The organism is Delftia sp. CH05 (genome assembly GCF_009827015.1).
Lineage (GTDB): Bacteria > Pseudomonadota > Gammaproteobacteria > Burkholderiales > Burkholderiaceae_C > Comamonas > Comamonas tsuruhatensis.
This window is the reverse complement of sequence record NZ_WUMG01000008.1, coordinates 25,816-39,644: the sequence shown is the minus strand read 5'-3', so window position 1 is coordinate 39,644 and position 13,829 is coordinate 25,816. Positions and strand designations below refer to the sequence as shown.

Below are 13,829 nucleotides of genomic sequence, written 5' to 3'. Positions count from 1 at the left end.
TAGCGTGTGGCGCAGGGATTAAGACGGGGTTAACAGGGTGACTGCATTCCTCGGGAATGCGGGGCGCGTATCGGAAATCACCCTCTTGTTTCCGCGCGCGGCCCCGGTCTACGCTGCTTGTGTCGCCACTGCCAAGGAGTTCTCCATGAACCACGCCCTGAACAGCCTTGCTTCGGAACTGGACCTTGCCGCCGAAGCCGGCGAGCACCTGAGGCTGCAATTCACACAGGCCTGCGTGGACCGCATCGCGCACCTGCTGGAAGACCCGGACGTCATCCGCTGCGCACAAGGCCTTCGCCGCTACCTGGACGGCCAGATCGACAGGCAGGAGCTGGACCGCCTGGCCCGCGAGGCCGCCAGCCTGGCCAACCACCACCAGGGATCACGCTCCCTCGACGGCTGCGGCCATGCCGCCGTGTCCGCCACCTATGCCACGGCCCATGGGCTGGCGGGCCGGGCGCTGCAGGCGGCCGACTACGCGGCCTACGCCATGGTCTATGGCGAGGGCGGCCACGGCGCCGTCACGGACCGCGAGTCCTTCGAGCCTGAATACCAATGGCAGGCGCGCTGCCTGGCCTCGCTGGCGCAGGCCGCTCAGCAGCGCACGTAGCACCAGGCCGACTGCTGCAGCAGGGCCAGTGACTCGATGCCGCCCTGCGGCAGCACGCGCATGCCGGCAGGCGCCTCGCGGCCCAGCTTCCTGAGCGTGTTCGGGCAGACCAGCGCATGGGCCAGGGCCTCTGCATCCAGATGCTGCGGCGTGCCCGGCGCGGCATCCAGCAGCGTCTCGACGGCCGGGCCGTTGATGACGATGCGGACTTCGGCATCGGGCCGGTCCTGGCGCAGGTTGGCCAGATTGCTGCGTGCACGGGCCAGGGCGCCGGGCGTGGGCGCATGCAGCACGATGCGCAGCGGCGGCGCATCCGGCCGGGTAGGGAACAGGTCGCTCCAGTCGCTGGAGGCGGTGGAGGCGGTGGAAGCGGTGGAAGCGGCGGGACAACGGCTTGTGCTCATGGTCGTCCTCGTCATTTCCTGCCACGCGGCCCCATGACCTCTTCCAGCAGGCCTGGCGGCAGGCCGGTGCGCACCTGCACCACTCCCTTGTCATCCTTCCAGACCAGGGCCGGCGTGGCACGCAGGCCCCAGGTGGACATCAGCGAGGCATGGCTGGCCAGCACCTGCCGCGTGGCCTGCGGCACCGGGGCCAGCGGCGTGGCGCCCGCGCCTTCTGCGCTGGCGCGGCCGGCCTTGGCATAGGCGCGTGCGTGCTCGGCCAGGGCCTGCTCTGGCTGGCGCGCGGTCAGCATGGCGGCGGCCTTGCCCTCGCTGCTGGGCTTGAGGATGCCCACCAGAATGTGGCGCAACTGCACCTGGCCACTCTCCACCCAGGGCCGGGCATCGTTCCACAGCTGGTTGCAATAGGGGCAGTTGGGGTCGGTGAACACATAGACCGTGCGCGGCGCGTCGGCGCGGCCATCCGGTATGGACTGGGCGCGCTGCACATCGCTCCACAGTTGCTCGCCCATGGGCTTTTGCACGGCGGCCTGCAGGGCCTGGGCGTTCACGTCGCGGCCCTGGGCGTCGATCACCGTGCCCAGCACCCAGTGCTTGCCGTCAGGCATGCGGTAGATGGGCACGGGCTGGCGGTCGCGGTAGGCGGCCCAGGCCTTGAGTCCGCCCACGGCCGGCAGCGGTCCCACCAGGGTCAGTCCCTGCTGGGCCAGGAAATCCTCCGATGGCAGCTCGGACGCCGCAGCCGGCAGGGCCAAGGCTGCCGACAGTGCCAGGGCTCCTGCCAGTGCAGGCAGGGGGAACAGGGGGGAAGCGCTCATGAACATTCCTTCAGATGCTGGGCCAGGCTGGCGCGCGACAGCTCGCCCATGCGCATGCCGCACAGCCGGCCGTCGGCGCCATAGAAATAGGTGGAAGGCAGGCCCCGCTGGCGCCAGTGCCGGCCGGCCTGCTGCTGCGGGTCGAACAGCACCTGGGCCAGCGGCAGCGGGGCCGTCGCCTGCTCGCGCCGCAAATAGCCCATCACGGCCTCTGCCGTCTCGCCCTGGTTGATCCAGATGAAACGCACATCGGGCCGCTGCTGCTGGGCCTGGGCCAGCACTGGCATCTCGCGCCGGCAGGGCGGGCACCAGGTGGCCCAGAGGTTGATCACCATGGGCTTGCCATCGGCCTGCTGCAACTGCTGCAGCGAGACCGGCTGCGCCTGTCCGTTGACCAGGGTGAAGGCCGGCAGGGCCGGTGCATCTGCGGAGGGCAGCGCCTGCAGCAGGCTGCCCAGCACCAGCAGGGCCGCCCCCGCGCCCAGCGCCAGCCCTGTGGCGCGGCGCAGCACCGGGGAGCGGCGGCTGCGCCACAGCATGTACAGCAGCGCGGCCAGCAGGCCGGCCCACAGGTTCCATCCCCCGTCGCGGATATCGATGATGCGGCCTGCGAAGGCCGGCATCCCGCTCCAATCCCAGGGGGCCGGCGCGACCTCGGCCCACCACTGCGCGACATAGGCCAGGCGCGCCGCCAGCAGGCCGGCCAGGGTGCTTTGCCACAGCAGCGCATCCACGGCCTGGCCCGTGCGCCTTTCATTCCTGCGCGCCAGCCACTGCGCCAGCAGCCAGGCCAGCATGGCCACCACCACGCCCATCGGCAGGACCAGCGGCCCCAGCGCCAGGCTGGCAGGCAGGTGCAGCCAGGCGCCCAGCGCCGATAGCGCTGACGGCCCGCCAGGCTCTGCCGCTCCGGCAAGAACAGGCGAAGGCGCCAGCAGCAGGCCGGCAAGCAAGGGCAGGAAGGACGAAAGAAGAGGGGATGACCGGAGATGCATGGAAGGGAGTTTCAGCCATGCGGGCTGACAGGCCGTGGATGCTGGCAGCGGGGAATTAACGGGGGGTTAACGGCCTGATGGCCTCACGGCCTCACCTGGCTTGCCGGGCGGCAGCGCCACCTCTTGCGCTCGCAAGAAAATCCACCTCATGGATCGAGTGTCAGAACTTATTCCAGAGTGCTGCAAATGCACCGAAAGAAATGGCAATGAAGAGGGATGCCTTGAAAACCAGCTTGTTTTTCGATGAAGTCGATGGCTTCACTATCTTGTATTTGGAAACGAGCATGACGACGACAAGGGTTAGCACACACACGACGATAAGCCGTGTCTGAAGTTCGTTCATTGCATATCCTTCCATCAAGCGGAATACGGGGTCGCGAGCGATGCGAATCCGTGAGGGCAAGGCTTGGATTGTGCATTGGTAATTGCGCGAATTTCCGCTGTGGATGACAAGGAAAATTCCGAAATATTTCAGGATATTTCCGAGGTGACATAGGACTTGTCCTGAAGTTCCTGCGTAATTCAGACTTGGTGATTCTTTGCCTGTTGATGGCCCCAATCTGCTTTGCTTCCAGTCCCAATCAATCCCATGGCCGCAGACAGCAGCAAGGCCGCAGCGGCCAAGCCGCCAGACAGCCAGAGCGTGGCGTGCAGCCCCCAGCCATCGACCAGTTGGCCGCCTGCCCATGAGCCCAGCGCAATACCGATGTTGAAGACGCCAACGTACAGCGCCGTGGCAATTTCCACGGCGCGTGGCGCAGCCTGCATCATCCAGGTCATCAGGCCCACCGATACGCCGCCGTAGGCCAGGCCCCAGACCAGCAGCACGGCGCCACCACCGGTTGGCGAGTCGCCCACGGACAGGAACAGCACAGGCGCCAGCAGCAGGCCCAGGGCGATCGCCGCCAGACTCGGCACCGTGCGGCGCGCCGCGATGATGCCCGCCAGGAAGTTGCCCGCAATGCCCGCGATGCCGTAAGCCAGCAGCAGCGCGCTCATCCATTGCGCATCGAACCCCGACACCGTCAGCAGCAGCGGGCGCACGAAGGTGAAGGACATGAAATGCCCGGCCACCAGCAGCAGCGTCAGTGCCAGCCCGGCCTGCAGCCTGCGGTTGGCCAGCTGATGACTGAATTGGCGCAGGCTGGCCGAGCCTGTGGCAGGCAGGGCGGGGAGAACGGCCATGTGCAGCGCCAGCACCAGTGCGCTGAAGCCTGCCATGCCACCGAATGCCCAGCGCCATCCCGCGAAATCGCCGATCAGCGCGCCCAGCGGCACGCCCAGCACCGAGGCCGCCGCCACGCCGCCAAAGATGATGGAGGTTGCCAGGCCCATCGACGCCTGGGGTACCAGCCGTGCCGCCAGCCCGCCCGCGATTGCCCAGATGCCGCCCATGCAAAAGCCCACCAGGACGCGCGCGGCCAGCAGCCAGATCAGCGACGGCGCCAGCGCCGAGGCCAGGTTGGCCAGCACGAGCAGGGCCAGCAGTCCGCACAGGATGCGGCGCCGGTCCATGCCGCCCGCCGCCATCACCACCAGCGGCGCGAACAGCGCGGCCAGCAGCGCCGGCAGCGAGATCATCAGGCCGGCCCTGCCCATGGAGGTGCCCAGGCTGCCAGCAATGGATGTGAGCAGGCCGACCGGCAGCATTTCCGTGGTCACCACGGAAAAGGTGGCCAGGCCCACGGCGGACACGGCCAGCCACGGGCGGCGCGCGGCGGGTTCGGGCCGCGTGGAGGAAGACGAATTCATGGTCCAGATCCCTTCAAACAGGTGGGGGGGTGTTGCACCGCCGTCGCGGGACAGAGAAAATACATACGCTGCGTATGAATAGAATCCTATATACATACGCATCGTATGTAAACAATCATGCACGCCGTATGTAAGGAGATTGGCCATGGTCCGCCGCACCCGCGCCGAGATGGAAGAAACCCGCGCCACGCTGCTGGCCACGGCCCGCAAGGCCTTTGGAGAGCAGGGCTACGCCGATGCCTCCATGGACGATCTCACCGCGCAGGTGGGCCTGACGCGGGGCGCGCTGTACCACCATTTCGGCGACAAGCAGGGCCTGCTGGCGGCCGTGGTCGAGCAGATCGATGCCGAGGTGGATGAACGCCTGAAGGCCATCACCGCCCATGCCCGGGATCCCTGGCAGGGCTTTCGCAGCCGCTGCCGGGCCTACCTGGAAATGGCGCTGGAGCCTGAAATCCAGCGCATCGTGCTGCGCGATGCGCGCGCGGCTTTGGGCGGAGCGCTGCCGCAATCGCAGCGCCACTGCATTGCGTCCATGCAGGCACTGATTGCGGACCTCATGGCGCAGGGCATCGTGGCCCGGGCCGATCCGCAGGCGCTGGCATCGCTGATCTACGGCAGCCTGGCCGAAGCGGCTTTCTGGATTGCCGAGGGCGAGGACGCCGACCTGCGGCTGGAGCGCGGCGCGGCGGCGCTGGACCTGCTGCTGGGCGGGCTGCTGGCCCGGCCCTGAGCGGGCCGCCTGGCCGCATTCTTGTGCGCGTGCCTGCGAAATTCGGCGCACCGCCGCGCCAGCGCGGCAAATCTGCGATGCTCAGTCGCTTTTCGTTCCCGACTTGGATACAGACGGCGGGGCCTGGCGCCAGGCCCTGCGGACAACAACATGCATGTTCTCTTGGTGGAAGACAACGCGCTGGTGGCCAGCGGCGTGCGGGCCGGCCTGCAGCTGCAGGGCTTTGGCGTGGATACCGTGGCCTCGGCCGGGCAGGCGGATGCGGCCATCCGTTCCTCGCATTTCGATGCCTGCGTGCTGGACCTGGGCCTGCCCGACGAGGATGGCCTCTCGCTGCTGGCGCGCTGGCGCGGCCAGGGCCTGCAGGTGCCCGTGCTGGTGCTGACGGCGCGCGATGCCGTGTCACAGCGCATCGAAGGCCTGCAGACCGGCGCCGACGATTACCTGGTCAAGCCCTTTGACCTGCACGAACTGGCGGCGCGCCTGCATGCGCTGCTGCGCCGCGCGGCCGGCCGCAGCGTGGACTGGATCGAGCTGGGCGAGGTGCGCATCAACCCCGCTGCCGGCCATATCCAGCGCCAGGGCCGCACCGTGGAGCTGTCGCGCCGCGAGTGGTCGCTGCTGCGCGCGCTGCTGCAGTCGCCGGGCCGCATCCTGAGTACCGAGCAACTGCGCGACAGCCTCTACGGCTACAGCCAGGACGTGGAGAGCAATGCCGTCAACGTGCATGTGCACCACCTGCGCCGCAAGCTGGGCCATGAACTGGTGGAGACGGTGCGCGGCGAGGGCTACCGCCTGGGCCTGCACCCATGATGCGCAGCCTGCGCGTGCGCCTGCTGGCATGTCTGTGCCTGGCGCTGTGCACGCTGTGGGGCGGGGTGGCGGCCTGGATGTTCTCGGACATGCGCAACGAGCTGCGCACCGTGCTGGATGACCGGCTGATCGCCTCGGCGCGCATGGTGGCCGGCATCGTCCACCAGTTCCGGCCTGCCCGGGAGCTGCCGCAGGACTGGAGCCCCATGCTCAACGTGATCGCGCGCGACGGCGTGGCCTGCGAGGTCAGCCTGGTGCGCGGCGAGGTCCAGCCCGTGCGGCCCGAATCGGCCCTGCCGCAGGTGCTGGCCAAGACCGAGGGCAGCCCCGTGTTCCCGCAGAGCATGCCGCTGGGCTTCTCGACCATCATCAAGGGGGGCAAGCCCTGGCGCACCTATGTGCTGGAGGACCACGGCGTGCGCATCGCCACGGCCGACCGCATCGATGTGCGCGAGGGCCTGGTCCACGGCTTTGCCTACACCATCGTCCTGCCCTTCGTGCTGGCCCTGCTGGCCAGCATGGGGCTGATGTGGTGGGCCGTGACCCAGGGCCTCAGGCCGCTGGAGGCCCTGCGGCGCGAGCTGGCGCACCGCCCGCCCGGCGACGATTCGCCCGTGGCCCAGGGCCTGCAGACGCGCGAGCTGGCGCCGCTTGTGGGCACGCTCAACCAGCTGCTGCACCGCGTGCGCGCGGCCATCGACCGCGAGCGCCGCTGGAGCGACGACGCCGCCCATGAGCTGCGCACGCCGCTGACCGCCATCAAGACCCATGTGCAGGTGGCGCAGATGGCGCTGGCGGCGCCCGGCATGCCTGCTGGCCTTCTGGCCGCGCCGCCCGGCTCCATGGCCCGCGATTCGCTGGCCCAGGCGGGCGAGGGCGTGGAGCACCTGCAGCACACGCTGGAGCAGTTGCTGCTGCTGGCGCGGCTGGAGCAGCATGAACCGGGTGCCGCCAATGCGCTGGCCTGCGGCGATGCGCCTGCCGATGCGCTGCAGGCGCTGGACAAGGCCTGGCAACTGGCGGTGAATGCCGTGAGCGCCGGAGCACCGGCGCCGGCGCAGCGCCAATGGTTGGACACGCACCAGCAGCCCGGCAACGGCGCCTGGCCGCTGGCCATCTCCGAGCCCCTGCTGGTCTCGGCCCTGCGCAATCTGCTGGAAAACGCCCTGCGCCATGCGCCGCAGCATGCCGTGGAACTGGTGGTGCGGCCCATTGGCGCCATGCCGGGCAAGACACAGCAGCCGGGCTCAGGCTATGTGGAGTTCACCGTGGCCGACCATGGCCCGGGGCTCAGCGCCGAGGAATGCGAAGAGGCCACGCGCCGCTTTTGGCGCAAGCGTCCCCAGGAGCATGGCAGCGGCCTGGGCCTGCCCATCGTGCAGCGCATCGCCGAATGCGCAGGCGGCTGCCTGCTGCTGCAGCCGCGCAGCCTGTGGAGGCCCGAAGAAGGCGATGCGAGCGGGCTGGTCGCACGCCTTTATCTGCCGTTGGCGGCGGGCGCCGGCGCACTGGTGCCGACGCACTGACGAGAGCGCACCGGCGCCGGCGCATTAACGCCGACTTAATCTGCGCTGCGTATTGTGCCGACCTGGCTGGCCAGCCGCGCAGGCATTGCGCCGTGCGGGGGCAGCCGCAGGTATCCAGAACTGACCCTGTCCGCCGCTGCCGCGCACCTGCCGGCGCCCGCGCATGGCAGGGCAACAGCCTCTTCCCACGATGAACCGCATGAACAAACAGACCCTGTCCCGGTCGTGCATCGCCATTGCTGTCGGCATCTGCATGCCGATGGGCGGCGCCTGGGCACAAGACACCTCCGCTGCGCAGGCGGCAGTGCAAGGCAACGCTGCCGCTGGCCAGAAGATCGCCCAGGCGGGCACGCCCCAGGGCGCGGCGGCCTGTGCCACCTGCCACGGCGCCAAGGGCGAGGGCATGGCGGGCTTTCCGGCCCTGGCCGGCCAGCACGCCGGCTATCTGGCGCGCCAGCTGCAGCACCTGGCCGACGGCAGCCGGCAGGCGCCCGTGATGGCGCCCATGGCCAAGGCCCTGTCGGCCCAGGACCGTGCCGACGTCTCGGCCTACTACGCCAGCCTGCCGCTGCCCATCCAGCCCGTGCGCGGCCCGCTGCCCAAGGGCAAGGACGATGACGGCGCCTGGCTGGTCGAGCGTGGCCGCTGGGCCGACGGCATTCCTGCCTGCGCCCAGTGCCATGGCCCTGGCGGCGTGGGCGTGGGAGCGGACTTCCCCGCCATCGGCCACCTGACGGCCGACTACATGCAAAGCCAGGTCGCCGCCTGGAACAAGGGCCAGCGCGAGGCCGGCCCCCTGGGTCTGATGGGCAAGATCGCCCGCAAGCTCACGCCCGAAGACATCCAGGCGGTGGCGTCCTACTACGCCCGCCTGCATGGCGCGGGCACAGCCACCGCAGCCACGGCCTCCGCGCCGGCCAAACCCTGATGGACCGGGAGCCGATCATGTCCGACACACCACGCAATCCCGCCCCCGGCAGTTCCAACACCGCCGAATACATCGTCGTTGCCTGCCTGTTCGCCGGTCTGGCGGGCACACTCGCCTATGGCATGTACGTCAGCCGTCCTGCCCGGCCCGACGTGCCGGTCAACGTGGCCGCCGCACCCGCTGCTGTCCCCGCAAAGCCCGATGCCCAGCCCGTTCAGGGGGCTGCCGACGGCGCAGCCTTCACGCCGCCCGGTGCCCGCGACATTCCGGACACCCCCATGGGCGAGTGGATCCGCCGTGGCGAGGCCATCTTCCTGCGCACGCCGGCCAACGCCGTGGGCTTTTCGGGCAACACCCTCAACTGCGTGAACTGCCACCTGGACGCAGGCCGGCTCAAGGGCGCCGCACCCATGTGGGGTGCCTACCCGCTGTACCCGGCCTACCGCAAGAAGACCAACCACGTGGACACCTTCGCCGAGCGCGTGCGCGGCTGCTTCATGTACAGCATGAACGGCAAGGCCCCCGACGACGGCCACGACATCCTCGTGGCGCTGGAGGCCTATGCCTACTGGATGGCGCAGAAGGCGCCCACGGGCGAGAAGCTGCCCGGCGCGGGCTTCACCAAGGTGGGCAAGGCCGTGCAGGAGCCCAGCTTCGAGCGCGGCGCCAAGGTGTACGAGGCCAAGTGCGCGCTGTGCCACGGCCCTCAGGGCCAGGGCCAGGAAGTAGGCGGCGTGACCGTGTTCCCGCCGCTGTGGGGCAAGCAGTCCTACAACTGGGGCGCGGGCACGCACGAAGTGGACAAGGCCGCCAGCTTCATCAAGGGCAACATGCCCTACGGCAACCCCACGCTGGATGACCAGGAGGCCTGGGACGTGGCCACCTACATCAACAGCATGGAGCGCCCCCAGGACCCGCGCTTCACCGGCAACGTGGCCGACACGCGCAAGCAGTTCCACGACAACCCGTACTCGCTGTACGGCACCGAGGTCAACGGGCGGCTGCTCAAGGGTCTTTGAGCGGATCGGACAGGCAACGGCAGGCCGGGCGCAGGCCTGCGTTGCTGCAAGGGACAGGGCGCTGACGGCCGCCCTGCAAGCGCATCTGCGCCGGTGCGGCCTTTGCACCAGACGGCGTACGGTCATCGGTTTGACGGCCGGCATTTCATGATTTAATAAGAATCATTCTCACTGATTTGCCGACGCATCCGGCTTGCACCGCAGCACACCGCCTTGCCGGCAAGCCCGGCCCGTGCCGCACGCGGCCACGCGCAAAGGCCTTCGCGCGACCGCCGCGCGATGCTCAGGTTTGCCGAGGAAACCATGACCCAGACCTTGGACGACATTCAGCAGCTGGCGCACGAGCACCAGGTGCTGCTGCGTGGCTACGGCCACGCCCAATTGCGCAGCAGCGAGCTGCTGTGCCTTCAAGCCCAGGAAATAGAGAGGCTGCAAAGGCTGGTGATCCGCCAGCGCGCGGCCTTGATGGCCAAGGAAACCCAGCTGCTGTGGGCGCGCGAGGAGCGCGAGGCGCTGGAGAAGGCCATTCCCGGCCTCTCGCGCCGCGTCACGCTGGCGCGGCGCGTGGAGTCGCTGCTGGTGCGCGTGCAGGACCTGTTGCGCGAGCGCGCACGCTGGCAGCGCCAATCGGCCGCGCCCCTGGCGCAGCCCGCCGTGCCTGCAGCGGGCGCGCATGCGCGGGAGCCCGAACAGGACGCCGAGGCCTTCGAGGCCAGCCTGCGCGAGGCCGACCTGGTGATCTGCCAGACCGGCTGCCTGAGCCACGGCGAGTACTGGCGCGTGCAGGACCATTGCCAGCGCACGGGCAAGACCTGCGTGCTGGTGGAGCAGCCCGATGCGCTGCGCATCGTCCGCATACACCGGGGCGCCGACGGCGGCGACAACCCCGCCATGACGCTGAGCCACGGAGACACGACCGCATGACACGCAGCAAGATGCCCCTGAGCCCGGGTGGCGAACCCGAACTGCGCAGCGTGGGCCTGAAGGCCACGCTGCCGCGCATGCAGGTGCTGGAAATCTTCAGGCAGAGCGCATCGCGCCACCTGCATGCCGAGGACGTGTTCCGCCTGCTGGCCGAGCGGCGTGCCGAAGTGGGCCTGGCCACCATCTACCGCGTGCTGTCCCAGCTGGAGGCGGCGGGCCTGCTGCTGCGCCAGACCTTTGAAAGCGGCAAGGCGGTGTTCGAGCTCAACGAGGGGCCGCACCATGACCACCTGATCTGCCTGCAGTGCGGACGCGTGGATGAATTCAGCAACGACCACATCGAGGCGCTGCAGCACCAGGTGGCCCAGGCCCACGGCTACCGCCTGGCCGACCACCGCCTGGCCCTGTACGGCCATTGCAGCGCGTGCTCGCGGCTGCCACCCGAATCACCGGCACAGCCCGAGCAGGCAAGACAGCCTGCGCTGCAGGACAACGAATGAGCACCAACGACAGATCCCTGACCCCCGAGCAGCGCGCCGCCCTGGACCTGCTGATGTCGCGCCAGTCGCGCTGGCCGCTGCAGGACCCGGCGCCGGGCGCAGACGTGATCGACACCGTCATCGATGCCGCACTGCGCGCCCCCGACCACGGGCAGCTGCGGCCCTGGCGCTTCGTGCTGGTGCAGGGCGATGCGCGCCATGCGCTGGGCGAGGTGTTCGTGCAGGCCGCCAGGGCGCGCGACCCGCAGGCCGACGCCGAGCGATTCCGCGCCAAGGCCTTGTCCGCCCCGCTGATCATTGCGCTGGGCGTGCACCTGCAGCCCGAGCACAAGGTGCCAGAGAGCGAGCAACTGCTGGCTGGTGGCGCTGCCGCCATGAACATGCTCAACGCCCTGCACATCCTGGGCTTTGGCGGCTTCTGGGCCAGCGGCGCCAACAGCCACGATGCGCGCGTGCGCGAGGCCCTGGGATTCGAGCCCCATGACCGGCTCGTCGGCCTGCTGTATGTGGGCACGCCCGTCTCGGCCGGCCGCGAAGCCCTGCGGCCGCCGCGCAACCGCTTTGTGCGCGAATGGCAGCCCGGGAAAGACCTGGTGCAAGGCCTGGCCCTGGCCCTGTCTTCCAGCGCGGCCGACGCAGGCTGATCCTGCTTCCTTGAAGCAAAGATGCCCGGCTTGACCGGGCATCTTTCGTTGCGGCTGCGCAATCGGCCTAAGCCGCCGTCTCGACCGACTTCAGCTGGTAGATGGCATAGAAGTGCACGCCAAAGGTCCAGCGGAATGCCGGCCCCACCAGCGAGTAGGGCGGGCCGTAGCCTTCCATCACCTGGTGCGCGGCCACCAGCTGCAGGCGGGGATGGGCTTGCGCCAGATCGGCCTCGCGGCGCAGGCCCCAATGGAACTGGGCCTGGGTGAGCCGGACCGAAGGGTGCTGGCTTGCGCGCCCGGCCGCCAGCCAGCACATGGCGTCGAACACCAGCTCCGAGCCCGGCGGGCTGCGTTGCGCAAACGTGGTCCACAGCGCCTGCATCTGCTCTGGCTGCAGGTACATGGAAACGCCCTCGGCCATCATGAACACCGCAGGCCCGGACCTGTCGGCCGGCAGTCCCAGCCGCTGCCACCAGTCGGCATCGGCCAGGTCGAATTCGCGGATCTCCTGGCGCTCCGATTGCCGGGGCAGCAGCTGCCTGCGCAGCGCGGTCACCGGTCCCAGGTCCGCATCCGTCATGTGCATCTGCCCGTTGTCCAGCCATTGGAAATAGTCGCTGAGGCCGCAGCCCAGGTTCACCACATGGCCCTGCGGCTGGCGCTGCAAGAAGTCCTGCGCCAGCGCGCGAAAGCAGTGCGTGCGCGCCAGCACGCCGTAGATGCTCTGCCGGTCCTGCAGCCACCGGCTGCCGTCGTCGCCCAGCTGGGTCAGGGTGTCCAAGGCGTGGGCGTCACTGACGGCCATGCCGGGAAACAGCCGCTCGCCCAGGGCGCGGGCGGCCAGTGGAATGCGCAAGGTCTCGCTGACATCGGACAGTTTTTCCTGGCGTGGCGAGGAGGGCTGCGCGTCGGGCAAGGCCGTTGCGGCCGTCGGGGCAAGAGATTCGGGCATGGCGGGCTCCTGTGCGTTGCCGGCCGGGGCGGGCGGCATCCACCTTCCATGAATTGCTTCAAGGGCTGATACCCATATTAGGGCCTGTTCGCACGAATGCAGGCAACCCGAAGGGAAGCTGCCTGCCATCAATCCTTGTTCACCTTGTGGTCCTCGCCCTTGGCCTGTTCCATGGCCTCTGGCTCCAGCTCCTCGGCGGAGCGGTTGAGGTGGATGAAGGCACCCCAGCCCAGCAGCAGGACACCCACGGCGCTGACCAGGGCGGCGGGATAGAGCAGGTGGGCCGGCTCTTCCTGCGTCTTGAAGGCAGCGACCAGGGCTTCGACGGCCAGGGCCACGACCAGCACCACCAGAAAGCGCGAGAGAAACCGGCGCACGCGCGTGGGGCCGCTGATATGGGCCTCGCGTATGACCTCCTCTTCGGTGATGGTCTGGGCGATCTGCAGCGCGACCACGCCCGAGGCCAGAATGCCCAGCGCCTCGACGATGCGCAGGCCCGAATCGCCATCCACGCCATGCGCCATGGCATTCCAGCCCTTGAGGCCTGCAATCCACAGCAGGGCGATGGCCGCCAGCGAAAACAGCAGGGCGATGAGCGCGTGCACGACGGTGAAAAGGGTATGGAGTGCTTTCATGGCAAAGGGCGGAGAGTGGGCCGTGGCGCATGTTTCCACGGCGCCGGCGCGCCGCTTGTAGGAAACGGCGAACAGCCGTGGACAGTGGCAGGCAGCGGTGGGCAGGCGCGGTGCCTGCCCGCGGGTGCGGCGCATGGATAAAATCCCCGGACCATGTCCAGATGGTTCATCGTGGCTTTTTCCCTGCACTTCGTCGTCAGCGTGGCCTTGTCCACGCTGGGGCTTGTGCCATGGCGGGCCCTGCCGGGGGCCGCTTGCGAGCCGGCCGGCGCCGCCTGCGCCAGCGTGCAGCGCACGGCAGCGCCGCTGGTGGACACGGCCTCCCTGCTCGATGACTTCGACCATGCGCTGATGGACGATCAGCAGGACCTCCCCGATGTCATGCATGCCGTCGATGGCGTGGATGCCCCCCGGCTGCAGGCCGATCGCCATGTCGCCAGCAGCCTTCGCGAAGGACCGTGGCGCAGCCTGGCCCCGCCCGACCGGCCTCCCCGGGCGGCCTGATCCCCTTTGCGACCTGCCGGGGCCGTTGGCTCCTCCGGGTCGGCGCATGCGGCATCCACGCCGTTCGCC

17 protein-coding genes are annotated in these 13,829 nt (G+C 69.1%); 10 read left to right on the top strand and 7 right to left on the bottom strand.

Going from position 1 to position 13,829, the window contains the following annotated elements; genetic code table 11:
- Positions 1-145: 145 nt before the first annotated feature.
- Complete coding sequence (locus GRX31_RS09170; protein WP_012206046.1) at positions 146-610, top strand: hypothetical protein; 465 nt, start codon at positions 146-148, stop codon at positions 608-610.
- Here the strand turns inward: GRX31_RS09170 and GRX31_RS09165 are convergent.
- The 5 genes from GRX31_RS09165 to GRX31_RS09145 all read right to left on the bottom strand — a co-directional run bounded on the left by GRX31_RS09165 (position 595) and on the right by GRX31_RS09145 (position 4,579).
- On the bottom strand, positions 595-1,014 hold the full coding sequence (locus tag GRX31_RS09165; protein WP_160852301.1) for a DsrE family protein: 420 nt from the start codon (positions 1,012-1,014) through the stop codon (positions 595-597). The two genes, GRX31_RS09170 and GRX31_RS09165, sit on opposite strands and share 16 nt — an antisense overlap.
- An 11-nt stretch (positions 1,015-1,025) precedes the next feature.
- On the bottom strand, positions 1,026-1,832 hold the full coding sequence (gene dsbG, locus GRX31_RS09160; RefSeq protein ID WP_016446232.1) for a thiol:disulfide interchange protein DsbG: 807 nt from the start codon (positions 1,830-1,832) through the stop codon (positions 1,026-1,028).
- Positions 1,829-2,827, bottom strand: coding sequence for a TlpA family protein disulfide reductase (locus GRX31_RS09155; protein WP_160852299.1), 999 nt, complete (start codon positions 2,825-2,827; stop codon positions 1,829-1,831). The genes dsbG and GRX31_RS09155 overlap by 4 nt, the downstream gene beginning before the upstream one ends.
- 160 nt (positions 2,828-2,987) lie before the next feature.
- Positions 2,988-3,170: a hypothetical protein gene (locus GRX31_RS09150; RefSeq protein ID WP_034366011.1), complete on the bottom strand. Its 183-nt coding sequence runs from the start codon at positions 3,168-3,170 to the stop codon at positions 2,988-2,990.
- Positions 3,171-3,349: 179 nt separating this feature from the next.
- Complete coding sequence (locus GRX31_RS09145) at positions 3,350-4,579, bottom strand: MFS transporter (RefSeq protein WP_160852297.1); 1,230 nt, start codon at positions 4,577-4,579, stop codon at positions 3,350-3,352.
- 145 nt (positions 4,580-4,724) lie between these two features.
- Here GRX31_RS09145 and GRX31_RS09140 point away from each other — a divergent pair, with 145 nt between their 5' ends.
- From GRX31_RS09140 to GRX31_RS09105, 8 genes are all read left to right on the top strand, one after another.
- Positions 4,725-5,312, top strand: coding sequence for a TetR/AcrR family transcriptional regulator (locus GRX31_RS09140; protein ID WP_016446229.1), 588 nt, complete (start codon positions 4,725-4,727; stop codon positions 5,310-5,312).
- Positions 5,313-5,462: 150 nt separating this feature from the next.
- Positions 5,463-6,125 carry a response regulator gene (locus GRX31_RS09135; protein WP_012206042.1) on the top strand — a complete coding sequence of 221 codons (663 nt, stop codon included), beginning with the start codon at positions 5,463-5,465 and terminating at the stop codon, positions 6,123-6,125.
- Positions 6,122-7,651: an ATP-binding protein gene (locus GRX31_RS09130; protein ID WP_160852294.1), complete on the top strand. Its 1,530-nt coding sequence runs from the start codon at positions 6,122-6,124 to the stop codon at positions 7,649-7,651. The genes GRX31_RS09135 and GRX31_RS09130 overlap by 4 nt, the downstream gene beginning before the upstream one ends.
- A 190-nt stretch (positions 7,652-7,841) precedes the next feature.
- Entirely contained in the window at positions 7,842-8,579 is a 738-nt protein-coding gene (locus tag GRX31_RS09125; protein WP_016446227.1) for a c-type cytochrome, read from the top strand.
- Between the two features lie 17 nt (positions 8,580-8,596).
- Positions 8,597-9,598 (top strand): c-type cytochrome, encoded by a 1,002-nt coding sequence (locus tag GRX31_RS09120; protein ID WP_047327448.1) that lies wholly within the window; start codon positions 8,597-8,599, stop codon positions 9,596-9,598.
- A 303-nt stretch (positions 9,599-9,901) separates the two neighbouring features.
- On the top strand, positions 9,902-10,522 hold the full coding sequence (locus GRX31_RS09115) for a DUF2325 domain-containing protein (protein WP_016446225.1): 621 nt from the start codon (positions 9,902-9,904) through the stop codon (positions 10,520-10,522).
- A complete protein-coding gene (fur, locus tag GRX31_RS09110) occupies positions 10,519-11,022 on the top strand; it encodes a ferric iron uptake transcriptional regulator (protein ID WP_160852292.1) in 504 nt (167 codons plus the stop codon). Before GRX31_RS09115 ends, fur begins: the two co-directional genes overlap by 4 nt.
- Complete coding sequence (locus GRX31_RS09105; RefSeq protein WP_133072914.1) at positions 11,019-11,666, top strand: nitroreductase family protein; 648 nt, start codon at positions 11,019-11,021, stop codon at positions 11,664-11,666. The genes fur and GRX31_RS09105 overlap by 4 nt, the downstream gene beginning before the upstream one ends.
- Before the next feature lie 67 nt (positions 11,667-11,733).
- On the opposite strand, the gene GRX31_RS09100 is transcribed toward GRX31_RS09105, so the two are convergent.
- Positions 11,734-12,621 (bottom strand): class I SAM-dependent methyltransferase, encoded by an 888-nt coding sequence (locus GRX31_RS09100; protein ID WP_016446222.1) that lies wholly within the window; start codon positions 12,619-12,621, stop codon positions 11,734-11,736.
- 128 nt (positions 12,622-12,749) lie between these two features.
- The gene (locus GRX31_RS09095) at positions 12,750-13,256 is read right to left on the bottom strand and encodes a hypothetical protein (RefSeq protein ID WP_026061999.1); all 507 of its coding nucleotides are present in this window, start codon (positions 13,254-13,256) and stop codon (positions 12,750-12,752) included.
- 153 nt (positions 13,257-13,409) lie between these two features.
- Between GRX31_RS09095 and GRX31_RS09090 the strand changes: the two genes are divergently transcribed.
- Positions 13,410-13,760 (top strand): hypothetical protein, encoded by a 351-nt coding sequence (locus GRX31_RS09090; RefSeq protein ID WP_016451613.1) that lies wholly within the window; start codon positions 13,410-13,412, stop codon positions 13,758-13,760.
- Positions 13,761-13,829 lie beyond the last annotated feature (69 nt).